The organism is Bradyrhizobium sp. HKCCYLRH2060, assembly GCF_051168135.1.
GTDB lineage: Bacteria > Pseudomonadota > Alphaproteobacteria > Rhizobiales > Xanthobacteraceae > Bradyrhizobium.
In genome coordinates this window covers 593,509-615,787 of sequence record NZ_JBNPUK010000001.1, presented here as the reverse complement: position 1 = coordinate 615,787, position 22,279 = coordinate 593,509, and the positions used below count along the sequence as shown (strand labels likewise).

The 22,279-nt window shown below is 66.0% G+C and carries 21 protein-coding genes; 12 read left to right on the top strand and 9 right to left on the bottom strand.

Features of this window, described 5'->3' with window-relative positions; all coding sequences use genetic code 11:
• Window positions 1–69: 69 nt before the first annotated feature.
• On the bottom strand, window positions 70–579 hold the full coding sequence (locus ACQR10_RS02675) for a GNAT family N-acetyltransferase (protein WP_006611902.1): 510 nt from the start codon (window positions 577–579) through the stop codon (window positions 70–72).
• Between the two features lie 240 nt (window positions 580–819).
• Here ACQR10_RS02675 and ACQR10_RS02670 point away from each other — a divergent pair, with 240 nt between their 5' ends.
• From ACQR10_RS02670 to ACQR10_RS02645, 6 genes are all read left to right on the top strand, one after another.
• Window positions 820–1,725 carry a dienelactone hydrolase family protein gene (locus ACQR10_RS02670; protein WP_316215458.1) on the top strand — a complete coding sequence of 302 codons (906 nt, stop codon included), beginning with the start codon at window positions 820–822 and terminating at the stop codon, window positions 1,723–1,725.
• 9 nt (window positions 1,726–1,734) lie between these two features.
• Window positions 1,735–2,202 (top strand): DUF2269 family protein, encoded by a 468-nt coding sequence (locus tag ACQR10_RS02665; protein WP_316215457.1) that lies wholly within the window; start codon window positions 1,735–1,737, stop codon window positions 2,200–2,202.
• A gap of 10 nt (window positions 2,203–2,212) precedes the next feature.
• Window positions 2,213–3,541, top strand: coding sequence for an SDR family oxidoreductase (locus tag ACQR10_RS02660; RefSeq protein ID WP_316215456.1), 1,329 nt, complete (start codon window positions 2,213–2,215; stop codon window positions 3,539–3,541).
• Window positions 3,541–3,951 (top strand): thiol-disulfide oxidoreductase DCC family protein, encoded by a 411-nt coding sequence (locus tag ACQR10_RS02655; RefSeq protein WP_316215455.1) that lies wholly within the window; start codon window positions 3,541–3,543, stop codon window positions 3,949–3,951. Before ACQR10_RS02660 ends, ACQR10_RS02655 begins: the two co-directional genes overlap by 1 nt.
• A 220-nt stretch (window positions 3,952–4,171) precedes the next feature.
• On the top strand, window positions 4,172–5,146 hold the full coding sequence (locus ACQR10_RS02650; RefSeq protein WP_316180454.1) for a YeiH family protein: 975 nt from the start codon (window positions 4,172–4,174) through the stop codon (window positions 5,144–5,146).
• Between the two features lie 7 nt (window positions 5,147–5,153).
• Window positions 5,154–6,056 (top strand): LysR family transcriptional regulator, encoded by a 903-nt coding sequence (locus tag ACQR10_RS02645; protein ID WP_316215454.1) that lies wholly within the window; start codon window positions 5,154–5,156, stop codon window positions 6,054–6,056.
• 142 nt (window positions 6,057–6,198) lie between these two features.
• Here the strand turns inward: ACQR10_RS02645 and ACQR10_RS02640 are convergent, their stop codons facing one another.
• The 3 genes from ACQR10_RS02640 to ACQR10_RS02630 form a co-directional block, all read right to left on the bottom strand.
• Window positions 6,199–7,443, bottom strand: coding sequence for a flavin monoamine oxidase family protein (locus ACQR10_RS02640; RefSeq protein ID WP_316215453.1), 1,245 nt, complete (start codon window positions 7,441–7,443; stop codon window positions 6,199–6,201).
• Window positions 7,444–7,609: 166 nt separating this feature from the next.
• Window positions 7,610–9,436 carry a translational GTPase TypA gene (gene typA / locus ACQR10_RS02635; RefSeq protein WP_315800830.1) on the bottom strand — a complete coding sequence of 609 codons (1,827 nt, stop codon included), beginning with the start codon at window positions 9,434–9,436 and terminating at the stop codon, window positions 7,610–7,612.
• Window positions 9,437–9,849: 413 nt separating this feature from the next.
• Entirely contained in the window at window positions 9,850–10,611 is a 762-nt protein-coding gene (locus tag ACQR10_RS02630; protein WP_315800831.1) for a Crp/Fnr family transcriptional regulator, read from the bottom strand.
• Between the two features lie 168 nt (window positions 10,612–10,779).
• Between ACQR10_RS02630 and ACQR10_RS02625 the strand changes: the two genes are divergently transcribed.
• Window positions 10,780–11,154 (top strand): response regulator, encoded by a 375-nt coding sequence (locus tag ACQR10_RS02625; protein WP_315800832.1) that lies wholly within the window; start codon window positions 10,780–10,782, stop codon window positions 11,152–11,154.
• A 45-nt stretch (window positions 11,155–11,199) separates the two neighbouring features.
• On the opposite strand, the gene ACQR10_RS02620 is transcribed toward ACQR10_RS02625, so the two are convergent.
• Window positions 11,200–12,771: an alkaline phosphatase D family protein gene (locus tag ACQR10_RS02620; RefSeq protein ID WP_316180181.1), complete on the bottom strand. Its 1,572-nt coding sequence runs from the start codon at window positions 12,769–12,771 to the stop codon at window positions 11,200–11,202.
• A 139-nt stretch (window positions 12,772–12,910) separates the two neighbouring features.
• On the bottom strand, window positions 12,911–14,257 hold the full coding sequence (locus ACQR10_RS02615) for a TAXI family TRAP transporter solute-binding subunit (RefSeq protein WP_316180179.1): 1,347 nt from the start codon (window positions 14,255–14,257) through the stop codon (window positions 12,911–12,913).
• A 349-nt stretch (window positions 14,258–14,606) separates the two neighbouring features.
• Between ACQR10_RS02615 and ACQR10_RS02610 the strand changes: the two genes are divergently transcribed.
• Together ACQR10_RS02610 and ACQR10_RS02605 are read left to right on the top strand one after the other, a co-directional pair.
• Window positions 14,607–14,909: a 4a-hydroxytetrahydrobiopterin dehydratase gene (locus ACQR10_RS02610; protein WP_315800835.1), complete on the top strand. Its 303-nt coding sequence runs from the start codon at window positions 14,607–14,609 to the stop codon at window positions 14,907–14,909.
• Between the two features lie 105 nt (window positions 14,910–15,014).
• Complete coding sequence (locus ACQR10_RS02605) at window positions 15,015–15,428, top strand: YkvA family protein (protein WP_316215452.1); 414 nt, start codon at window positions 15,015–15,017, stop codon at window positions 15,426–15,428.
• A 120-nt stretch (window positions 15,429–15,548) separates the two neighbouring features.
• On the opposite strand, the gene ACQR10_RS02600 is transcribed toward ACQR10_RS02605, so the two are convergent.
• The 3 genes from ACQR10_RS02600 to ACQR10_RS02590 form a co-directional block, all read right to left on the bottom strand.
• Entirely contained in the window at window positions 15,549–16,724 is a 1,176-nt protein-coding gene (locus ACQR10_RS02600) for a TAXI family TRAP transporter solute-binding subunit (protein ID WP_315800837.1), read from the bottom strand.
• A gap of 148 nt (window positions 16,725–16,872) precedes the next feature.
• Window positions 16,873–17,883, bottom strand: a complete 1,011-nt coding sequence (locus tag ACQR10_RS02595; protein WP_315800838.1) for a hypothetical protein — start codon at window positions 17,881–17,883, stop codon at window positions 16,873–16,875.
• A 529-nt stretch (window positions 17,884–18,412) separates the two neighbouring features.
• Window positions 18,413–19,387 (bottom strand): NADPH:quinone oxidoreductase family protein, encoded by a 975-nt coding sequence (locus tag ACQR10_RS02590; protein ID WP_316215451.1) that lies wholly within the window; start codon window positions 19,385–19,387, stop codon window positions 18,413–18,415.
• Between the two features lie 262 nt (window positions 19,388–19,649).
• Here ACQR10_RS02590 and ACQR10_RS02585 point away from each other — a divergent pair, with 262 nt between their 5' ends.
• From ACQR10_RS02585 to ACQR10_RS02575, 3 genes are all read left to right on the top strand, one after another.
• Window positions 19,650–20,261: an invasion associated locus B family protein gene (locus ACQR10_RS02585; RefSeq protein ID WP_316215450.1), complete on the top strand. Its 612-nt coding sequence runs from the start codon at window positions 19,650–19,652 to the stop codon at window positions 20,259–20,261.
• 115 nt (window positions 20,262–20,376) lie between these two features.
• On the top strand, window positions 20,377–21,588 hold the full coding sequence (rlmN, locus tag ACQR10_RS02580; protein WP_315800841.1) for a 23S rRNA (adenine(2503)-C(2))-methyltransferase RlmN: 1,212 nt from the start codon (window positions 20,377–20,379) through the stop codon (window positions 21,586–21,588).
• A 168-nt stretch (window positions 21,589–21,756) separates the two neighbouring features.
• Window positions 21,757–22,242, top strand: coding sequence for a hypothetical protein (locus ACQR10_RS02575; RefSeq protein ID WP_316215449.1), 486 nt, complete (start codon window positions 21,757–21,759; stop codon window positions 22,240–22,242).
• The last annotated feature ends 37 nt before the right edge of the window (window positions 22,243–22,279 follow it).

The window sequence follows — 22,279 nt, the reverse complement described above, 5'->3', positions numbered from 1 at the left end:
GCCAACACTTTCAGTTCAATTCGCCGGCGCGTTAACGCTTAACGCGCCCAGAGCACGGCCGGTCCAGGCTCAGTTGGTCCAGGCAAAGGCAACCTTGTCGAGCGACTTCGGCCCGAAGCGCTCCGACGACCGCGCGACCATGCGGCCGCCCAAGGCGCGGTAGAACTCGGTGGCGGGATCGTTGTCGGACAACGCCCACACCACCATGCTCTTCAGGCCGCTCTGCGCGAGGTCGCGCTTGGCGGACTGAAAGAGCCGGCGACCGAACCCCAGCCCCTGAAATTCCGGTCGCAGATAAAGCTCGTAGACTTCACCGTCGAAGTGCAGGCTGCGGGCGCGATTGCGGCCGTAATTCGCATAGCCTGCGACCTTGTCGTTGAACACCAGCACGCTGACGCGGCTGCCTTTGCGGATCGCGCTGTCCCACCATTGGGGGCCACGCCGGTTGATCAGCTTCTCCAGCTCAGCGCCAGGGATGATCCCCTGGTAGGCGGAACGCCAGGCTTCATCATGGGCTGACGCCACCGCAGCCGCATCTGCAGCCTTGGCCGGACGGACTTCGATCAGGGTTGTGCTCATGACGGGATCAAAGCAAGTCGGCGGTCCGCCTTCAAGGTGCCACGTTAAAGATCGGTTAACCTGTGGACTTTCGGCATCACCGTGGCGGAAAGCTGTGCCGAAAAGGGACAATTTCGCAACATTGTCGAGGGATGGCGGTGCTCCGTCACCGCGCGTTCATACGTCGAACGAGAAATCGCATCCGACGCGCCGCGACCTCGGCTAGTGTGGCGCGGGCTCAACATCTTCCCGTCCGGCTGAATGGTACTGCTTCGCTGCGTCTCATGGTTGCTCGCGCTGGTCGTCCTGTCAGTCGCAGCCGGCGCAACGGCACAGCCGTTCGGTCCCGCGTCGCCCGAAGCCGAGCCGGCGCGCCGGCAGCAATGGCTCATTCCGTCGACCGCGACCGACGTTCCCGCGCACGCGATCCTCTACCGGCCTGCTGGCGATGGACCGTTTCCGCTGGCGGTGATCGCGCATGCCTCAACGCAGAATCCGCTGCGGCGGGCGGAGCTGCCGCAACCCACCTACACGGCGCTGGCGCGTCTCCTGGTCGGGCGAGGCTATGCCGTGCTGGTCCCGGAGCGGCTCGGGCACGGCCGCACCGGCGGTCCCTATGTCGAAGACCAGGGCGGCTGCGCCGACGCGGACTACGAGAAGGCAGGACGCGCGACGGCGGCGCAGATTTCGCGCGCGCTCGCCTACATGCGCGAGCAGCCGTTCGCGGCGAAGGGCGGCGCCGTCGTCATCGGCCATTCGGCCGGCGGCTGGGGCGCACTGGCACTCGCCGATCAGCCGCCGCAGATCGTCTCGGCAATCATCGTGTTCGCACCCGGCCGTGGCGGCCATGCCGACGACGTGCCAGGGCGCGTCTGTGCAGAGGCGCGCCTGCTCGATACGGCCCGCGTGTTCGGACTCGGCGCGCGTGCTCCGGTCACGTGGCTGGTCGCGACCAATGACAGCTACTTTCCACCAGCGCTTTCGCGTCGGCTCGCGGAGGCCTTCAATTCGGCCGGAGGCCGGGCGGGCTTCAACCTGTTTCCAGCTTCCGGCGCGGAGGGGCATTGGATGATCGAGCACGACGACGGCGTGGCACTGGCGGCGAATTTGTTGTCGAAGGCGCTGACAACGACTCGTCGGTCGACGCATCCGATGCCGCCGAACTAGCAGGACACGATGACGCTGTATTTCCTGGTCAAATATCTCCACGTGCTCGGTGCCATCGTCATTCTCGGCACCGGCACGGGGATCGCATTCTTCATGCTGATGGCGCATCTCAGCGGCGAGGCCGCGTTCATCGCGCGCACCGCCGGCGTCGTGGTGATCGCCGACATGCTGTTCACGCTGTCGGCCGTGCTGCTGCAGCCGATCACCGGCGGCACGCTGATGTGGCTGTCGGCGACGGCGCTGAGCGAGCGTTGGCTGCTGATCTCGCTCGCGCTCTATGCCATAGCCGGGCTGTTCTGGGTGCCCGTGGTCTTCATGCAGATCGAGCTGCGCGATCTCGCGCGCGCTGCCGACATCCGGTCCGAGAAGCTGCCGCCGCGCTATCACACCGTGTTCCGCCGCTGGTTTCTGTGCGGCATCCCCGGCTTCGGGGCGGTCATGGCCATTCTTTGGCTGATGATTGCGAAGCCGTACTGACGGAATTGGCATGATCGCGTCGAACAATCCGCGCTTCCTCGTGCTCGGCGCCTCCGGCCTGATCGGGCGTTCCGTAACCGATGATCTGCGTCGGCGGGGCTGTGTGACGATCGGCGTCGCGCGTGCATTCTCCGCCTCCCAACGAGTGTCGCCGCTCGATATCGAGCTGCCGATCATGGCGATGGATGCCAGCGCCCTCGCGGGTCTGGTGCGCGCGCATGAGATCGACGTCGTCGTCAATTGCCTCGGCGTGCTGCAGGATGGTCCGGGCAGCGATACCGCTGCCGTGCATCGTGACTTCGTCGCGCGCCTGCTCGCCGCGATCCCGGCCTGCGGCCGTCGCGTGCGCTTCATCCACATCTCGATCCCCGGCATGGCCGACGAGGATCACACCGCCTTCGCCACCACCAAGCGCGAGGCGGAGCGGCTGATCGCATCCTCAGGCGTTGCCCATGCCATCCTGCGCCCGGGTTTCGTGATCGCGCCGTCAGCCTATGGCGGCAGCGCGATGGTCCGCGCGCTGGCCGCGCTCCCCGTCGACCTGCCGGCGAAGGATGCGGCGACGCCGTTCCAGCCGGTGGCGGTGGCGGACATCGCCACGACCATCGCCTGGCTCGCGATGCGGCCGATCGATGACGAGGCGACGCGCGCGGTGAGCTGGGACCTGATGCAGCCCGAGGCGGTGACGCTCGGCGACGTCATCGGCGCGTTTCGGCGCAGTTTGGGCACAATGGATTGGCCACGCGTTGCCGTGCCTGCGACCCTGATCAATCTCGGCGCTTTCGCCGGTGACCTCTGCAGCCGGCTCGGCTGGATGCCGCCGATGCGCACCACCGCGATCGCCGAGCTTCGCCGCGGGGTGCAAGGCGATCCCGCACCGTGGATCGCGGCAACCGGCATCACACCCGCGACGCTGGACCGCGCCGTCGGCGCGCATGGCGCCACCATTCAGGACAAATGGTTCGCGCGGCTGTTCCTGATCAAGGCGCTGATCATCGCGAGCCTCGTGCTGTTCTGGGTCGCATCGGGGTCGATTGCGCTGTTCATCTCGTTTCCCGCGACCACGGCGATCCTAACCACGCGCGGCTGGCCCGACTGGTTCGCCGTTCCGTTCGCGGCGATCACCAGCATGATGGACATCTCGGTCGGCGTGTTAATCGCGTTCCGCAAAACGGCGACTTTCGGCCTCGCTACCGGCATCTTCGTCTCGCTCGGCTACATGGTGGGCTGCGCGGTGCTGACGCCTGATCTCTGGCTCGAACCGCTCGGCGCATTGGTGAAGACGGGACCGGCGATCGTGCTGATGCTGGTCGCGCTGCTCATGATGGACAATCGCTGATGACCAACTGGCCCGACGACGACGTGATTCTCTACGACGGCGTCTGTGTGTTCTGCTCCCGCTGGGTGCAGTTCGTGATCGCGCGCGACACCGCCAAGCGCTTCCGCTTCACGCCGATCCAGTCGCCTTACGGCACCCGGCTGGCGCAGGCCTTCGGCATCGATCCCCGGGATCCCGACACCAACGCCGTCGTGCATGGCGGCACGGCGCATTTGAAATCCGATGCTGCGCTGACCGTCTTGTCGAACCTGCCGGGCTGGAGCTGGACGCGCGCGCTGCTCGCCATTCCGAAGCCGCTGCGCGATGCGGTCTACAGCGTGGTCGCGCGCAACCGCTACCACATCTTCGGTAAATACGAATCCTGCTTCGTGCCGGATGCCGAGCTGCGCAATCGGGTGCTGGAGTCGTGATCGGGTCGGCGGAGAGATGCGGCAGCGAGCCAATTAATCGATTGAAACGAATGATACATACAATATAATCTGTTGGATCGATTGATAACAGCATGAAATTCTTCTCCCCAGACTTGGTTTGGGAGAGATTTCCATGACTGCCCCTTCGCACGATCTGATCGCCGATGCGCCCATTGCCGTTCATCATCGACCTTCGCACGCACCGGCGGCATCGGCGCTGCTGCCCGGGCTCGCGCTGTCAGCCGCGCTCGCGGCCGGCGCCTTCGGGCTGCGGCTGCTGCCGGGCCTCGGCCTGTTCAGCCCGATGATCCTGGCGATCGTGGCAGGGATGGCGCTGCACAACGTGGTCGGCACCCCGGCGCGGGCAAAGCCCGGCGTCGCCTTCTCGATGCGCCGCGTCCTGCGGCTGGCGATCATCCTGCTCGGCCTGCAGCTGACGGCGGCCCAGATCGTCGAGGTCGGCGCGCGTGGTCTCGCCGTGATCGCCCTGAGCCTCACCGGCACCTTCCTGTTCACGGTGTGGATGGGACGGCTGCTCGGCGTCAACCGCAAGCTGGCGGAGCTGATCGCCGCGGGGACCTCGATCTGCGGCGCGTCCGCCGTGATCGCGACCAACACGGTCACGCGCGCCCATGACGAGGACGTCGCCTATGCGGTGGCCTGCGTCACGGTGTTCGGCTCGATCGCGATGTTCATCTATCCGCTGCTTCCGGCGCTGCTGCATCTCGACGCGCACGCCTTCGGCCTGTGGAGTGGCGCCTCCATTCACGAGATCGCCCAGGTGGTCGCGGCCGCGTTTCAGCAGGGCCAGCAGGCCGGCGAGTTCGGCACCATCGCCAAGCTGGCCCGCGTGATGCTGCTGGCGCCGGTCGTGCTCACGCTCGGCCTGCTGGCAACGCGGCGTGTGCGCCATGGCGGCGAGACCCGGGGCAATGCGCAGCCGCCACTGCCCTGGTTCGTGTTCGGCTTCATCGCGCTGGTCGGCCTCAACAGCGTGATCAGCATTCCCGCCGAGATGAAGACGGTGATCGTGACGGCGACCACATTCCTGCTGTCGATGGCGCTGGCCGCGATGGGACTGGAAACCGATTTCGCCAAGCTCAAGGCAAAGGGCCTGCGGCCGCTGGCGCTGGGCCTGCTCGCCTTCCTGTTCATTGCAGGCTTCAGCCTGGCTCTGGTGAAGCTGACCACATAGGACGCATGTGACGCTCGAACAGCTCAGGATTTTCGTTGCGGTCGCGACCCGCGAGCACGTCACTCAAGCGGCCCGCGACCTCAATTTGACCCAGTCGGCGACATCGGCGGCCGTGGCTGCACTCGAAGCGCGCTACGAGACCAAGCTGTTCGATCGTGTCGGACGCCGCATCGTGCTCACGGCGACCGGGAAGGCATTTCTCGTCGAAGCAAAGGCGGTGCTGGCGCGGGCGGCCGCCGCCGAGACCGTGCTGAACGATCTCGCCGGCCTGAAGCGGGGGCAGCTGGCACTGGCCGCGAGCCAGACCATCGCCGGCTATTGGCTGCCGGCCTTCATTCACCGTTTCAAGGCGGCGCATCCCGCCATCAGGCTGCAACTGTCGATCGGCAATACCGAGCAGGTGGCGGACCGGGTGCGCGAAGGCTCCGCCGATCTCGGCTTCGTCGAGGGCGACGTCGACGATCCCGCGCTCGCGGCCCAGCCGGTCGCCGAGGACGAAATGGTGCTGGTCGGGCCGATCGATCATCCCCTGTGCCGCGGCGCGTCTGTCACAACCAGAGACCTGAAGACGGCACGCTGGGTGCTGCGCGAGCAGGGCTCCGGCACGCGCGCCGTGCTCGAATCAGCGCTCGGCGGGTTCGGGATCGCGCCAGCCGAGCTCGACGTGGCGTTCGATCTGCCGTCCAACGAAGCCGTGCGCGGCGCCGTCGAGGCCGGCGCCGGCGTCACGGTGCTGTCGCGCCTCGTCGTGATGCGCGCGGTCAAGGCGGGCCTGCTTGCTGTCGCCAATATCGAACTGCCCAAGCGCCGCTTCTACAGCCTGCGCCACAAGGAGCACCATCAGACCCAGGCTGCGCGGGAGTTCCTGCGAATCGCAGGGGAGACCGCGGCTGTCGACACTCATCGGTGACGGCTGAACCGCGAAAATCACAGAGAGAATCGAATCTGGATCAACGAATTCCGTCATCGCGAGCGCAGCGAAGCGATCCAGAACTGCGACCACCTGCGTGACCCTGGATTGCTTCGCTGCGCTCGCAATGACGAAGGAAGGACTAGGGCTTACGTAACGATGCCAACGCTTCCCGCGCCGCCCGCTCGCCCGAGTCTCGCGCGCCATGGGCGGTGGAGAAGAAGTCCGATGGCGTCGCTTCCCCAGCGAAGAACAGGCGGTCATCGACCGGCGCGGCGAGCACCGCGCGCTTGTCGGCATGGCCCGGCAGCGCATGCGAATAGGCGCCGCGCGCGAACGGATCGGCACCCCAGCGCGACTCGGCGAGCGGCTTGAGACTTTTGCGGATGTCGCCGCCGAGCAGCGCGACGACGTCATCGATCGCCTGGGCCGCGAGCGCGCCCTCGCCGGCCGCTTCGATGTCGCGGGCGAAGCTGCCGCCGTAGAAGCCTTCGATGCAAGGCTGGCCGAACGGGCGCAGCTGGAAGCTGCCGACCCGCGCGGTGCTGCTGCGGCCGCGCATCCCGGAATCTTTTGGCAGGTGCTCCCAGCCGTCGAGCGCCAGCGTCACCTTGTTGTCGAGGCCGAGCGGCAGACCGGCGGCGGCTTCGACCTTGGCCGGCAATCCGGGCGTAAAGCGGATCGCCTCGTCGGCGATGAGATTGGTCGGCACGGTGACGATCACCTTGTCGGCGGTCAGCGTGCCCTGTGATGTCGTCAGACGGATAGGCTTGTCGCTGTGATCGATCCGCGTGACGTCGCAGTTCAGCGCGATTGGCAGGCCGGCACCGTAGGCGGCAACCAGCGCGCCATAGCCGCGGCGGATCCGCCAGTTCAGCTCGGTGTCCTCATAGGCCTCGAAGTCGAGCAGCGACATCTGCTCGAGCTCGCAGCCGTTGAGATAGGTGCAGATCGCATCGATCATGCCGTTCCAGCGATTGCCGGGCTCGAGGCAGATGCTCGCAGGCGCATCGCGGCCGCTCTTGGCAGCATCTGCCGTGCGGGTGAAGAACGACTCCAGCGCGCCAAGGAAATCCTCGCGCTCAGGCTGCGGGAATGCCGCGTCATAGGCCTGGTCGCGCCACGGCGGACGTGACTTGTCGATGGCGAAAGCGAGCTTCTCGGCGATGGCGACGAACGAATTGCGATCGGCCGAATGCAGCCAGCCGCAGCCGAGATCGAAGGTCACCTCGGGCGAGGCCATGATGGTGTGGGCTCGCCCGCCGATGCGGTCGCGCGCCTCCAGCACGATGAAGGAGACGCCCGCGTTCTTCAGTGCGTGCGCGGCGCCGAGGCCGGCCGCGCCGGCCCCGATGATGGCGATGTCGGTGGAGAGTGGAAAGGACATTGGCTCATCCAACTCCGTCGTCATGCCCGGGCTTGACCCGCCTGCGCGGCCGAAGCCGCTTCGGCGCGGCGAAGGCCCGGGCATCCACGCCGTCGCTTCCACGGCGCCAGACCGTGGATGGCCGGGTCAAGCCCGGCCATGACGAAGGAAAGAGCAAAGGCTGGCCTTACGCCACCGCTTCCTTCTGCTTCTCCGCGCGCTTGCGCTCGTTCGGGTCGAGGTGCTTCTTGCGCAGGCGGATCGACTTCGGCGTGATCTCCACCAACTCGTCGTCCTCGATATAGGCCAGCGCCTTTTCCAGCGTCATCCGGATCGGCGGAGTCAGACGGACGGCCTCATCCTTCGAGGTGGTGCGGATGTTGGTGAGCTGCTTGCCCTTGAGGACGTTGATCTCGAGATCGTTGTCACGGGTGTGCTCGCCGACGATCATGCCCTTGTAGACCTTCCAGCCCGGCTCGATCATCATCGGGCCGCGGTCCTCCAGCTTGAACATCGCGTAGGCCACGGCCTCGCCCTGGTCGTTCGAGATCAGGACGCCGTTGCGGCGGCCCTGGATCGCGCCCTTGTACGGCAGGTAGTTGTGGAACAGGCGGTTCATGATCGCCGTGCCCTTGGTGTCGGTCATCAGCTCGCCCTGATAGCCGATCAGGCCGCGGGTCGGCGCGTAGAACACCAGCCGCAGACGGTTGCCGCCGGACGGCCGCATCTCGATCAGCTCGGCCTTGCGCTCGCTCATCTTCTGCACGACGACGCCGGAATGCTCCTCGTCGACGTCGATCACGACTTCCTCGATGGGCTCCAGGGTCTGGCCGGTGGCCGGGTCCTTCTCGAACACGACGCGCGGACGGGACACGGAGAGCTCGAAGCCTTCGCGGCGCATGGTCTCGATCAGGATCGCGAGCTGCAATTCGCCGCGGCCGGACACTTCCATCGCGTCCTTGTCCTGCGATTCCACCACACGCAGCGCGACATTGCCCTCGGCCTCGCGCAGCAGGCGGTCGCGGATCAGGCGGCTGGTGACCTTGTCGCCTTCGGTGCCGGCGAGCGGCGAATTGTTGACGATGAACGACATCGACACGGTCGGCGGATCGATCGGCTGCGCCTGCAGCGGGCTCTCGACGACCGGATCGCAGAACGTATCGGCCACGGTGCCCTTGGTGAGGCCCGCGATGGCGACGATGTCGCCGGCTTCGGCGAAGTCCACCGGCTGGCGCTCGAGACCCCTGAACGCCAGGATCTTGGTGATGCGGCCGGTCTCGATCAGCTTGCCTTCACGCGACAGCACCTTGACCGCCTGGTTCGGCTTCACGGTTCCGGAGGCGATGCGGCCGGTGATGATGCGGCCGAGATAGGGGTTGGCCTCGAGAATGGTGCCGAGCAGCCGGAACGGGCCCTCTTCGACCACCGGCGGCGCCACATGCTTGATGACGAGATCGAACAGCGGCTGCATGCCGTCCTCGTGCGAGGCATCGGGCGAGGTGCCCATCCAGCCGTTCTTGCCCGACCCGTACAGGATCGGAAAATCGAGCTGCTCATCGGTGGCATCGAGGGCGGCGAACAGGTCGAACACCTCGTTGACGACTTCGGTGATGCGCGCGTCGGGCCGGTCGACCTTGTTGATGGCGACGATCGGCTTCAGGCCGAGCTTGAGCGCCTTGCCGACCACGAACTTGGTCTGCGGCATCGGGCCTTCGGCGGCATCGACCAGCACGATCACGCCGTCGACCATCGACAGGATGCGCTCGACCTCGCCGCCGAAATCGGCGTGGCCGGGGGTGTCGACGATGTTGATCTGGGTATCCTTCCACTGCACCGAGGTGCACTTGGCCAGAATGGTGATGCCGCGCTCGCGCTCCAGATCGTTCGAATCCATCGCGCGCTCAACCTGACGCTGGTTTTCGCGATAGGTACCGGATTGCTGCAGCAGCTTGTCGACCAGGGTCGTCTTGCCGTGGTCAACGTGGGCGATGATAGCGATGTTACGGAGGTTCATGGTCGGTGTCTTCTAAGCTTTCTCAAGAGCCCGTGCTCTGTCCCCGGCGGGGCGCGCGCTTTATGATAGTCGAATCAAGCTGTTAGCTTTGCGACGCGCGCTCGCGAAACTCGTTCGGCGGCAGGGGCCGGCAGCCCCAAATAGGAAGCCCGGCCAATCGACCGGGCAGACCTCGCGCGTTGCGGCGCAATATAGGCAGAAAATGCCAAAAAACAATGACTGCTTTCAGGAGCGAGGAGCAGTTTCCGGGCGGCTGGCTGCCCGTTTCGCGCCTGCACGCTGCCGGGCGGCGCAGTAGACGAGACGAATCCAACCGCCCCGACCGGCGATCCCCACGAGGACCAGCACCGGCCAGCTCATGGCCGAAGCCGTCGGCTGCGCCTATGCGCAGGGAATCGAGAGCGCCTGCGGGCTCAGCCCGCCTCGGCCTGCTCGGTCGGATAGACACCGCGCAGGACCTCCTCGAAATGGGTCTTCACGGCCTCGTTGCACAGGCAGGAACGGCGCTTCAGCGCGTCGAAGTCCCGCACCATGAAGGCGCCGCGGCGGGTTTCGAGAATGCCCTCGGCCCTGAAGGTCTGGACAACCCGGCTGACGTAGCTGCGGCCGACGCCTAGCAGGGTGGCCAGCTGCTCATGCGTCAGCGGCACGATCGGCTCGCCATCGGTGCGGTCCATCGCGGCCACGATCCACTTCGCCGTGCGCTGCTCGATCGAATGGATCGCGTTGCAGGCGGTCGACTGGAACATCTGCGCCAGCATGCAATCGGCGTAGCGCGCGAACACGTTGCGCAGCGTCTTGGATTGCAGCTTGGCGGCCGCCAGGCGGGACAACGGCAGCCGGGCGAACGGGCCGCCGAACTTGACGACGATCCGCGTATAGGCGGGCAGGAAGCCCTCGCTGACGATCCCGCCGACGGCGCCCTCGCGGCCGACCAGGATGGTCTCGACGTCGCGACCGTCCTCATTGGGAACGAGATAGGACGTCAGCGCCGGCCCGCAGGGAAAATGCACGATCTGCACGTCGTCGCCCGGACTGTAGAGCAGCTCGTTCGGCGTTGCCGTGTCCTCGACCAGATTCGGCGAGATCAGCGCGTAGTCGGCCGGACTGAGCCGCCGCAGCAGGTTGTTGTAGGGCCGTTCCCGGCTCAGCGTGGTCACACCCTGGCTCAGCATCGTCATCCCCCGTGCGCAACGCATGTGCGTGATCCGTGCTCCTTGTGTTCACAAGTGCACCGACAGAGGAACTCTGATATGCTGCCTTGGTTCCAGGAACCCGCCAGCGCGCTCGAGAGGAGGCGCCGGCCGCGGGGTCCGTCCCTCCTCCTGGAACCCGCAGATCCCATGACCAGCTCGCAATCAGGCGTGCCCGAGTTCTATCAGCATGTGCTGGTCGTCGAAGACGACCCCATCATTGCGCTCGGATTGGAAGACACGATCACCGACCTCGGCGTTCCCGACATCAGGATCGCAGCCGACGTCGCCACCGCGCTCGCCATGATCGCCGAGCGTGTCCCGCAATTCGCACTCCTCGATGTCGGCCTGGTCCGCGAGAAGAGCTTTGCGATTGCCGAGCGGCTGGCGGCGCTCGGCATTCCCTTCGCATTCTCGACCGGTTATGGCGCCGACCGCGTGCCGGCCGCATTCGCCGACCGGCCGCGGCTGCCGAAGCCGTGCCCGACCGAGGCGCTGGAGGCCGTGCTGCGGCGACGCGATTAGTTGCCGTCGCAGCACGCGATCGTGTTGCCGCCGAGCAACAAGACCTCAGCCGAGCTTCGGATCGAGCGTGGTCGACCACAGCGCGACGTCGGCGCGATCCCGCAGGGTCACGGTCATCTGGCCCGTTGCGCCTTCGATCTTGACGTGGCCGAAGAACTGCATCCCGGCCGATGGCGGCAGGTTCTGCTTGTCGAGGCCGGGCGCCTTGATGAAGCGCACCTCGGGGCCGAAGGTGTTGTCGAGCTCGTTCGGACCGAAGGTGCCGGCATGCAACGGACCGGAGACGAACTCCCAGAACGGCTCGAAGTCCTGGAACTGCGCCTTGTTCGGATCGTAATAATGCGCGGCCGCGTAGTGCACGTCCGCCGTCAGCCACACCGTGTTCTGGATCGGCGCCGTCTTGATGAAGCGCAGGATCTCGGCAATCTCGAGCTCGCGGCCGCGCGCCGGGCCGTCACCCTGGGCGATGGCTTCCGAGCCCTTCTTGTTGGCCGCGTCGTCATAGACGATGATGCTGAGCGGCATGTCGGAGGCGATCACCTTCCAGGTCGCGCGCGAATTGAGCAGCGCCTGCTTCAGCCAGCGCATCTGCTCCGGCCCGATGAAGTAGGACGCCGGGCCATATTTGTCCTCGAGATTGGGACCGTTGGCGCCGCGGTAGCTGCGCTCGTCGAGCACGAACACGTCGAGATGCGGACCGTAGTTGATGGTGCGATAGACGCGGCCCGGCTCGATGATGCTCTCGCGCATCGGATACATCTCGTGGAAGGCGCGCGCCGCGCGGGCCGCGAGCAGCTGGATGTTGCGCTCCTTGTAGCTCGCCGGCAGCTCCTTCGAAGCCGACCAGTTGTTGGTGACCTCATGATCGTCCCACTGCACGAAGATCGGCACCTCGGCATTGAAGGCGCGAACGTTCTCGTCGAGGAAATTGTATTTGTGGGCGGCTCGGAATTCGTCGAGCGTCTCGGCGACCTTGGCCTTCTCTTCCACGGTGAGGTTCTTCCACACCTTGTTGTCCGGCAGCTTTACCTCGGACTTGATCGGGCCGTCGGCATAGATGGTGTCGCCGGAATGCAGGAAGAAATCCGGGCGGTGCTTCTTCATCGTCGCAAAGGTGAACATGCCGCCATCATCGGGATTGATGCCCCAGCCCTGCCCCGCCACATCCCCGCCCCAGACGAACGAGACGTCGCGCTTGTTGCCGGGCGCGGTGCGGAAGCGGCCGGCCACGGCCTCGCTTTCGACCGCGGTATGCGACAGGTCGCGGAACTTGACGCGGTAGAAGATGTCCTGGCCGCTCGGCAGGCCTTCGATCAGCATCTTGGCCGTGAAGTCGCTCTCCGGAAGCGCGGCGATCGGTGGCAGCGCCCGCGCGTCCTTGAACGATTCGGTGGTCGCCACCTCGACCAGCATCTGCGACGGCCGATCGGCACGCGCCCAGACCACGCCGCCATCCATGCCGACGTCGCCGGACTGCACGCCATGCGTGATCTGCGGCCGGTCGGCGGCGCGGCTCAGATAGGGCATCGCCAGCGTCGTGACGCCGGCTGCGGCGGCCGTCGACAGGAAGCGGCGGCGGGACAGGGCTGTGTGCGGTCGAGGAATGCGAAGCGTCATGCGGATCTCCTGGTCGGATCGCGCGCGGGAGCAGGCGCGAGTCACGGCCCGGCAGACCTAGGAAAGATTGATGACGCTGGAATTACAATCGCGCCCCGGCCGCCGCGTGACACGGCCGCAGCGCAAGCGTGGTCCGACCTCAGGTGCCGGCGGCACGCAACTGCGCGCCGGTTCGCTGCAGATTGGCGGGCATGCTCATCAGGATGAGCTTGCGATCGGCCACCGCGTTGTGGAACTGCTCGAGCGCGATGTTGAACGCGGTCAACGCAGCGTGCTCGATCGCACCGTCCTCGAAGAAGGTCAGCGTGTTGCGCAGGATCTCGTCGGCCTCGCTCTGCAATTGGTCGAGCTCCTCGGTCGAATCGCTCCTGCGCGCGATGGTGATCATCTCCAGCAGACGATCGCGCAGCGAGGTGTTGATGGTGCGTTCGTCGCGCTTGAGATAGCCGGCGAACCACGCACCGGCCGAACCCATCGCCGAAAGCGCCATCAGGCTCCACCAGATGTAGTCGCTGTAGCGGTCGAGGAAGGTCTTCTCCTCGCCGTCGACGAACGCCGCCGCGCCGGGATGAGCGGGGATCGCCGCGTCCTTGTCGGTGTCCGGCGTCTCGATCTTGGCGGCAAGCGGAAATTCCGACAGCAATTGCTGGCGCACCGAGAACAGCTGATGCGTGAACGTCGAGACCGTCGAGTCGGTGAGGCCCTTGCGTGCCACGATGTGGTGATTGAAGCTGATCGTCTTCACTTCATCTTCGGGGCGATCGGGCGCCCCGCCGAACGCGCCGGCCGGAATCTCGGTGGCCTCGTATTCGGGATGGTTCTGTGCGATGGCTGCGGCGGAATCGATGGCCAGGAACGTCGGAGGCCCGCTTTCCTTGGTGGCGGCGGCGATCGCATCCGCCGTGATCTTGCTGTTGATGGGACCGGCCGCCAGATAGACATCGGCCCTCTGGCTTCGGACCGCTTCGGCGGCCTCGGTGATCGGGAATTGGACGATCTCGACCTTGCTGGGGTCGACGCCATATTGGCGCAGGATGACCTTCAGCAGGTTCGCGTTCGCCGGCGTCCGGCCGATGATGCCGACTTTGTGGCCCGCGAGCTGCGAGATCTTCGTGATCTTGGCGCCACCTTTGCGGCTCTTGCCCTTGCCGGACGAGGGCACCCAGAGGATGACGACGTTCTTGCGCAGCGTCGCCACCGCCTGTGCGTTCTTTGGGACCTCGAGGTCACCCCGCACGATCGCAAGATCCACCTTGGCGGCGGCCAGCGCCTGCGCGCTCTCGGCGGCGCCCTCGGTCGGAACCGGCCGCAGCCTGACGGAGGCGTGCGACTGGGAAAAGGCCTGGGTCAGGGCCTGGACGACCTTCAGGTCGTCGCTGTTGGGCGGACCGACCGCGATCTTGAGCACCACGGGACGCATCGCAAAATAGTAGGCACCCGTCAAAGCGCCGACGACCGCAAGGATCCCGGCGATGACGATGAACACGGCAGGGCGCATCCGTGAGCGCTGCGCTGGCGTGGTCTGAGCATCTACCAGATTCTGTCCTCCGGTGGTCCTGGGCCCGGGCGATGCCACAGGTGGCTTCGTCTGGCCACGTCGTCCTTCGATAGAGCTGAACTGTAGCAAATTTCTTGTCCGCCCGGGGTGACATCTGCGTCATGGTTACCATCGCACCAGCCACCGGGGGATCGGGACAGGTCCGAGCCCCTCCGGCAACGGCCTGTGACAAGGCTCTGATCGGGCGGACCCCGGCGCGATCCGGCTGGAGGTAGACCCCGCAATCGCCCGGATGTTGCCACGTGTCCGGTCGATTGCACCACGAGAGGAGATCGAGATGCCGCAACGATTGTCGGCGGAGGCACGCGCCACTGCCTTGCGGGAGCTTCCCGGCTGGTCCGAGGCGGTGGGCCGTGAGGCCATCGCCCGCACGTTCACATTCACAGACTTCAACGAAGCCTTCGGCTTCATGACCCGCGTCGCCCTGGTCGCCGAAAAGGCTGACCATCATCCCGAGTGGCGCAACGTCTACCGCACCGTCGAGGTGGTCCTCACGACCCATGACGCCGGCGGCGTGACCCTGCGCGACATCGAGCTCGCCAAGGCGATGAACGCGATCGCCGCGACGATGCGCGGCTGAGGCCTTGGCGACGACGGCACGCGCCTTGCGGCCGGCGTCGCCATCACCACATCCGAGGGCGTGGACCGCGCCCCCGGCGCCGTCTGGAACCGGAGATCGGACATCATGTCGGATGCGACCGACTACAGCGTTGGCTTCGAGCCCGCGGAGCGGCTGGCCCGGGATCGCGAGACCCTTCGCCGTCGTTTCTGGATCAAGTTCAAGAAGGTTGTCGCGCGGTTGCCATTCGCCGAGGAGCTGCTTGCGGCGTATTACTGCGCCTTCGACAAGGAGACACCCCGGCACGTACAGGTCGCCCTGCTCGGCGCCATCGCCTACTTCGTCGTGCCGTTCGACTTCATGCCTGACGTGCTGCCCATCCTCGGCTTCACCGACGACGCGGCGGTGCTCGCCACCGCCATCCGCATGGTCGCCTCGAACATCACGCCCGACCATCATGCCGCCGCCCGCGCCGTACTCGCGCGGCTGGCGGCAGACAAGAACGCTGACGTCGCGAAGGACGGCGAGACGATCTGCTGACGACGGCTCCGGCCGGGCAAGCCGGGCGCCCGCAGTCAGCGCCTCGGAAGGGCGCAAAAGCAAAAAGCCCCGCATCCGCGGGGCTTTTCTCTTGATGGGACGTCGTCGAACGCTCCGAGCTCAGCGCTGGCCGCGCGCCTGGGCGCGGGCGCTGCCGGTCTTCTCGGCCTCCCAGGCCTGGTACTGCTTGAACAGCGCCTCGCGGTCGGCCTGGCTGGGCATCGCCCTGCCGGCGCTGCTCTGCTTCAGGAAGTCGTCGAAGCGGTCGCGTTGCGCGCCTTCCATGGCATGGCTCTCCAGCCATTTGCTGGCGGACGGCAGCCGCTGCCAGCCGGCGAGCGGGGCCGACAGCGAAACCTCCTTCCACTTCGGATGAAACGGCGGATTCTGGAATGCCGGGAATTTGGTGAAGAAGGCGTCGACGAAGGTTGCGAGCTTGCGATAGCGGTCGGTGTTCGGCGCCCAATTGTAGGCGGCGAGGACGGCCGGCACCGCGATCGTGTCGACCTTCTCGCCCTCGGCGATCAGGTTCGGGTAGTCCTTCGCCGTCAGGGTCGCGGGCAGATAGTCGGTCTGCAGCGGTCGATCGTAATCGACGTTGACGAGATGGAAGCGGCCGTCGTTCACGAAGGTCGAGACCGACTTGTAGGGCTTGCCGCCGACCACGATGACGGCATCGAGCTCGCCGCGCTTCAGCTTCTCCATCGCGATGCGCTGCTCGATGTAGGCGAAGTTGGCGCGCAGGCCAAGCCGCTCGAACACCGTCAGCGCCGTGACGAAGGTGCCGCCATTCGGCAGGTCGACGCTGACGCGGCGGCCCTCGAGGTCACGCAGGTTGCGCACCGCGCGCGGCGCGATCACCTGCATCTCTTCATTGTAGAGCTTGGTGACGTAGGTGAACTGCCGCTTGATGTCCTTGGCGAAACCCTTGCGCTCGAGATAGTCGAGCGTATCGGCGCGGACGATGCCGAGATCGACGCCCTGCAGGAACAGGATGTCGGCCACGCTCTGCACCGAGCCGCGGCCGACGATCGGCAGGACGCGCAGATTGTTGCCGTCGTCGAGCAGCGAGGCCAGGTCGGCGCCGAACTGCACGTAGGTGCCGCCGATCGTGCCGGTGATGAGCGTCACCGTGTTGGCGTTCAGCGCCTGCTTGGTCTGCACCGAGCCGAACTGGAAGATCGCCTTGAGGCTGTCGCTCACCTTGGCCGGGTCGAACTCGCCTTCCTCGGCGTGGGCAGCAAAACCGCACGCTATCATCATTGCGGCTAGGGCCGCTCCAACAAGACGTCGCATCTGTCCCCCTTGATGTAAGGCTGGCACATGGTTGCGAGCCGGACGCGGGCAGCGCCAAGTCTCGGCTGGCGTCGCCCCTGAACGGACCCGAAAATCATGCGTGAAACAAAAAAATGAAACGGGGCGGCATCGCTGCCGTCACGAGCGTTCAGTTCTGCAGCTGATCGAGCCTGCGCTGCGCCTCTGACGAGCCGAGTTGGGCGGCGCGGCGGTACCAGTTGCGAGCCGCAGCCGGATCGGCATTGATGTTGCGGATGTCCTTCGTTCCCAGCACGTGGGGATCGTAGGTCTGCGCCAGCATCAGCGCCGCGGCCGGTTCTTGCGCCTCGGCGGCGCGCTCCAGCAGCAGTCGCGCCGGCGGGATGTCACCCGCGGCCAGCAGACTCTTGGCGCGTTTCATGATGCCAGCGAGTTCGTCGGGATCGAGCCGGCGGACCTGCGCGGGCGGCGGAGCGGCGGTCACGGCGCCGAGGCCGGGTGCGACGATTGCCGATCCCGCGCCAGGCGAATTGATCGAGGACGGCTCCATCGCGCTCGGGGCCGGCGCGGCCGGTGCCGTGGCGAAGCTCGGCGGCGCTGCAACCGGCGCAGGCTGCGTCACGCTGCGATTCTGCAGCGCTGTCTGGTAGGCGTTGGCGATGTCGTCACGCGTCGGGGCGACGGCTGCCGTCTGCACCGGCGCCGCAGCGGCAGCCGGCGGCTCGGGCGGCAGTCGCGCCGGCTCGTTCAGCTGCATGTCGCGCGCGGTGAGCTGCGTGTTGGTGGCCTGCGGCGGGGCCGTCGGATCCGGCGTGGCGCCGATGATGGAAGCCTTGGCACTGGCGATCAGGTCGCGCGTCGCATCCGAGGTGACAAGCGCGAAGAGCACCGCGACGCCGGCCGCAGCCACCACGGCGAGAAGGATCCGGGACGAGATCGAGACGCGGCGGGTCCGCGCCGGCCACTGGTCCTCAAAATGCGTGCTGTCGATCTGATTGCCGCTCTCATACTCAGAGAGGAACATCGGCATCGATTCGTCGTTTGGATAGTTGTCCTGGGTCGACCGGCCGAAACGATAGTTCGGTGGGCGCTCCTGAGGGAGTTCGTCGGGGAAAGGCCTGAAATCAGGCTCCGAAGGAGTTCTGTTGTTGAAACGTCCGCGCGTCGTCCGCTCAGCCATGGCCTTCATCCCCATCTCAACTTCACGCAACATACTTTTGGTCCCAAGCCCGTCAGAAGCTCGAGACACGTCACGATTGCCAGAGGCACCCCACTGCCGACAACTAATTGACTAATTGAATCCGACTAAAAGTGGACGAGAGCCGGCATGATTCTGGAAATATTTTGATCTGATTGTGGCGACGCACGTGCGACATCGCACGGCACCAAATCCAGAAACGTCGAGATAACAACGGCAAAGCCCTACAATTAACCATGCCATAATGTGGCGCGGTTGCGTTAACCAAGAAACGCTCGTTTTCGGATTTTCTGCTTCCGGTTGCGAATCCGTGACGCCGGCGCGGCAGCCCGCCGAACAAATTTGCGACCGCCGCGCATCGCGCGGATGTCACAGCGACCTCGGGCCGGCTCGGCTCGAGCCTTGCGCCCGCAGAACAGACAGGGCTCTGCCCGGTTTGGTTGCGCGGATCAGGGCGAGGCTACCCCGGGGGGAATACAGCAACCCCGGGGGCCTTCATTGCGCGACGTCCTCAGGGGTGCAGGATCACCTTGCCCATCGCCTGGCGGCCGGCCAGCACCTTCAAGGCATCGGCGGTCTGCGCCAGCAGGAAGGTGCGGTCGACATGCGACGACAGCTTGCCCTCCGCGGTCCACTGCACCAGCTTTTCGAGGTTCGCGCGGTTCTTGGCGGGGTTGAGTCGGGTCCAGGCGCCCCAGAACACGCCGCGGATATCACAGCCCTTCAGCAGCGCGAGGTTCAGCGGCATCTTCGGGATGTCGCCGGCGGCGAAGCCGATCACCAGGAACCGGCCTTCCCAAGCGATCGAGCGCAGCGCGGCCTCGGCGTAGGTGCCACCGACGGGATCGAAGATGATGTCGGCGCCCTTGCCGTCGGTGAGCCGCCGCAGCCCCTCCTTGAGATCCTCCTTGGCGTAGTTCAACGTCAGCGTCGCGCCGTGCTGCCTGGCGAATTCGAGCTTCTCGTCCGAAGAGGCACAGGCGATGACCTTCAGCCCCATCAGCTTGCCCAGCTCGCAAGCGGCAAGGCCGGTGCCGCCGGCGGCACCAAGCACGGCCAGCGTCTCGCCCGGCTTCGGACTGGCACGATCCTCCAGCGCATGCAGCGCGGTGCCGTAGATGATGATGATGCCGGCGGCGCGATCGAAATCGAGATTGTCCGGAATCTTGACGATCGACGCGGCCGGCAGCGCGATCTTTTCGCGCGCGCCGTTGTGGCCGCAGGAGGCGACGACACGGTCGCCGACCTTCAGGTCGGTGACGCCATCGCCAACGCTCTCGATGACACCTGCGACCTCTGCGCCCGGCGAGAACGGGAACGGCGGCTTGATCTGGTACTTACCCTGGATCATCAGGATGTCGAAGAAGTTCAGCGCCGCCGCCTTGATCGCAATCACGGCCTCGCCGGGACCGGCCACCGGATCTGGCACCTCGGTGAGGACGAGATCGTCGGGCTGACAGAATTGCGAGCAGAGAATGGCTTTCATGGGCGCTCCTTGGTCGTTACCGCCGGATCGAGGTCCGGCTTTGGGAACGTCATGCCGGATTTGCCGCCGCGCCACAATCATCATCGGGCCGCGGCATGGGCGCGGCGCCGGCCCGAGGACGCGAAGCGCCGGACAATCCGGCTCTGCGGCCTTTGCAAGCGGTGCATTTAGCCGCTATCCATCGCGACCACGGTCAGCGATTCCGGGCCATTTTCCAGTCACAATATTGGTGGAACGAAGTCGCGGGGGAACTCAACGTATCATGTTGTTCGGGCGATTGTTGACAACGCTGGTCGGCGGCGTGCTGCTGTTCGGAGCTCCGAGCCTCGTCGTGGCACAGAGCGCCGCGCCAAAGGCCGCAGCTCCGCGTCCGAAGGCCGCACCGAAATCGGAATCGAAGCCGGCCGTTCCCAGCATCGGCGGCGCGGAACCGACGCTGATCGGACAGTTCGGCGGCTGGGGCGCCTACACCGCGATGCCCGGCGGCAAGAAGGTCTGCTTCGCGCTGGCCAAGCCGACAACCTCCAAGACCAATCCGCCCAACCGTCCGCGCGATCCCGCCTATGCCTTCGTGTCGACCCGGCCCTCCGAGAAGGTCTTCAACGAGGTTTCGATCATGATCGGCTATGCGCTGAAGCCCGGATCCGACGCCGCGGTGGAGGTCGGCGGTGCCTCCTATGCCATGTATACCCAGGGTGACGGGCTCTGGATCAAGAACGCCGCCGAGGAAGAGCGGCTGGTCGAGGCCATGCGCAAGGCGCCCGAGGCGGTGGTCAAGGGCGTTTCGGCCAAGGGCACGGAGACCACCGACGTGTTCTCGCTGAAGGGGCTCGCCCAGGCGCTCGACCGCATCGCGCAGGATTGCCGCCGGTAGACGGCGGCCGCCGGTACCGCTCGTCAGGCGGGTCGCATTTGCCGGCCGGATCGTTATATAACCCCGCTGAACGCCTTCGGCCGCCGCGGCCGGGCAGCACTTTGGGCCCCTCGACATGGCAACGACTGCCGGGCTGCGCGACTCCTCTGCGCCCCTCGAAAAGACTCCGCTCGAAACCTACGTCCCGCCGGCGAAGCCCTCGCTGATCGGCCTGTCGCGTGCGGAGCTGGCCGCGAGACTGGGCGAGGTCGGAGTACCCGAGCGCCAGCAGAAGATGCGGGTGCAGCAGTTGTGGCACTGGATCTATTTCCGCGGCGCCAGCTCGTTCGACGAGATGACGTCGGTGTCGAAGGACACACGCACCGCGCTGGCCGAGCATTTCACGGTCGACCGCCCCGAGGTCGTGGCGGAGCAGATCTCGAACGACGGTACCCGCAAATGGCTGCTGCGGCTGCCGAGCGGCGACAATCTGCAGAAGGCGCACGAGGTCGAGTGCGTCTACATCCCCGAGACCGACCGCGGCACGCTCTGCGTCTCGTCGCAGGTCGGCTGCACGCTGAACTGTTCGTTCTGCCACACCGGCACGCAGCGGCTGGTCCGCAACCTGACGGCCGGCGAGATCGTCGGCCAGGTGATGGTGGCGCGCGACCGGTTGAACGACTGGGCCGACCGCGAGACCCCGCTCGGCAACCGGCTCATCACCAACATCGTCATGATGGGGATGGGCGAGCCGCTGTACAATTTCGACGCGGTGCGCGACGCGCTGCTGATCGTCTCGGACAACGAGGGCATCGGCATCTCCCGCCGCCGCATCACGCTGTCGACCTCGGGCGTGGTGCCGAACATCAAGCGCGCCGGCGAGGAGATCGGCGTGATGCTGGCGATCTCGCTGCACGCCGTGCGCGACGAGCTGCGCAACGAGCTGGTGCCGCTCAATCGCAAATATCCGATTGCCGAGCTGCTGCAGGCCTGCCGCGACTATCCCGGCGCCTCCAACGCGCGCCGCATCACCTTCGAATATGTGATGCTCAAGGGCGTCAACGATTCGCTCGATGACGCCCGGCTGCTGGTCAAGCTGCTGAAGGGAATCCCGGCCAAGATCAACCTGATTCCGTTCAATCCCTGGCCCGGCTCGGCATATGAATGCTCGGATTGGGAGCAGATCGAGAAGTTCTCCGAATACGTCTTCAACGCCGGCTACTCCTCACCGGTGCGCACGCCGCGCGGCCGCGACATCCTCGCCGCCTGCGGCCAGTTGAAGTCGGAGACGGAGAAGCTGTCCGCACGGGAGCGTCAGGCGCTGCGCGCGATGGCGATGACGGATTGATTCTTCTAATCCTCGGCGACTTCAAGCAACTCGTAATGCCCGGGCTTGACCCGGGCATCCATCCGCCAGCATGACGCGATCTTGATCGAGTGATGGATGGCCGGGTCAAGCCCGGCCATGACGAGCGAAGAAAACGGAGCCTTGCTTGTCTAACGCGGGTCTAGAGCCATGGCGCTGATCGGCCGTCTCATCGTGATCGCGTTCGCCTTTCTCGCCGCGTGCTTCCTGGCCGGGCTGATCGTCGTGACCGCGATCCTGTTCCCGGAGTTCTCCGATCTCGGCAACGGCCCGATCGACCAGGGCGCGTTCGAGGTCATCATCGGCTTCGGCTTCATCTTCGTGTCGGGGTTCGCGCTGATCCCGGCGCTGCTGATCGCGCTGATCACCGAGGCGTTCTCGATCCGCAGCGTGCTCGCCTATGCGATCGGCGGCGGCGTGGTCGGCGCCGCCTGCTATCTTGGCCTGGTCCCGTTCGATCCCGAGACCTTCCGGTTCGAGGGCATCGTGCGCCGCCATCTCGAGATCCTGACCGGCGCCGGCATCGTCGGAGGGCTGACCTATTGGCTGATCGCCGGTCGCAACGCCGGCCGCTGGCGCGAGCCGTCGCCGCCTCTGCCGCCGCCCCCTCCGCTTCCGTCGGGGTCGCCGCGGTGAGCGCGCGGCCTTTCCATCGCCACCCGCTTTCGCTAAA

Bases quoted from the DNA above. Each gene is read 5' to 3' on its own strand.
- ACQR10_RS02665 (WP_316215457.1), top strand. From the start codon at position 1,735: ATGACGCTGTATTTCCTGGTCAAATATCTCCACGTGCTCGGTGCCATC.
- ACQR10_RS02655 (WP_316215455.1), top strand. From the start codon at position 3,541: ATGACCAACTGGCCCGACGACGACGTGATTCTCTACGACGGCGTCTGT.
- ACQR10_RS02600 (WP_315800837.1), bottom strand. From the start codon at position 16,724: ATGCGACGTCTTGTTGGAGCGGCCCTAGCCGCAATGATGATAGCGTGC.
- ACQR10_RS02595 (WP_315800838.1), bottom strand. From the start codon at position 17,883: ATGGCTGAGCGGACGACGCGCGGACGTTTCAACAACAGAACTCCTTCG.
- ACQR10_RS02590 (WP_316215451.1), bottom strand. From the start codon at position 19,387: ATGAAAGCCATTCTCTGCTCGCAATTCTGTCAGCCCGACGATCTCGTC.
- ACQR10_RS02585 (WP_316215450.1), top strand. From the start codon at position 19,650: ATGTTGTTCGGGCGATTGTTGACAACGCTGGTCGGCGGCGTGCTGCTG.
- ACQR10_RS02630 (WP_315800831.1), bottom strand. From the start codon at position 10,611: ATGCTGAGCCAGGGTGTGACCACGCTGAGCCGGGAACGGCCCTACAAC.
- ACQR10_RS02610 (WP_315800835.1), top strand. From the start codon at position 14,607: ATGCCGCAACGATTGTCGGCGGAGGCACGCGCCACTGCCTTGCGGGAG.
- ACQR10_RS02625 (WP_315800832.1), top strand. From the start codon at position 10,780: ATGACCAGCTCGCAATCAGGCGTGCCCGAGTTCTATCAGCATGTGCTG.
- ACQR10_RS02605 (WP_316215452.1), top strand. From the start codon at position 15,015: ATGTCGGATGCGACCGACTACAGCGTTGGCTTCGAGCCCGCGGAGCGG.
- ACQR10_RS02670 (WP_316215458.1), top strand. From the start codon at position 820: ATGGTACTGCTTCGCTGCGTCTCATGGTTGCTCGCGCTGGTCGTCCTG.
- typA (WP_315800830.1), bottom strand. From the start codon at position 9,436: ATGAACCTCCGTAACATCGCTATCATCGCCCACGTTGACCACGGCAAG.
- ACQR10_RS02575 (WP_316215449.1), top strand. From the start codon at position 21,757: ATGGCGCTGATCGGCCGTCTCATCGTGATCGCGTTCGCCTTTCTCGCC.
- ACQR10_RS02620 (WP_316180181.1), bottom strand. From the start codon at position 12,771: ATGACGCTTCGCATTCCTCGACCGCACACAGCCCTGTCCCGCCGCCGC.
- rlmN (WP_315800841.1), top strand. From the start codon at position 20,377: ATGGCAACGACTGCCGGGCTGCGCGACTCCTCTGCGCCCCTCGAAAAG.
- ACQR10_RS02675 (WP_006611902.1), bottom strand. From the start codon at position 579: ATGAGCACAACCCTGATCGAAGTCCGTCCGGCCAAGGCTGCAGATGCG.
- ACQR10_RS02660 (WP_316215456.1), top strand. From the start codon at position 2,213: ATGATCGCGTCGAACAATCCGCGCTTCCTCGTGCTCGGCGCCTCCGGC.
- ACQR10_RS02640 (WP_316215453.1), bottom strand. From the start codon at position 7,443: ATGTCCTTTCCACTCTCCACCGACATCGCCATCATCGGGGCCGGCGCG.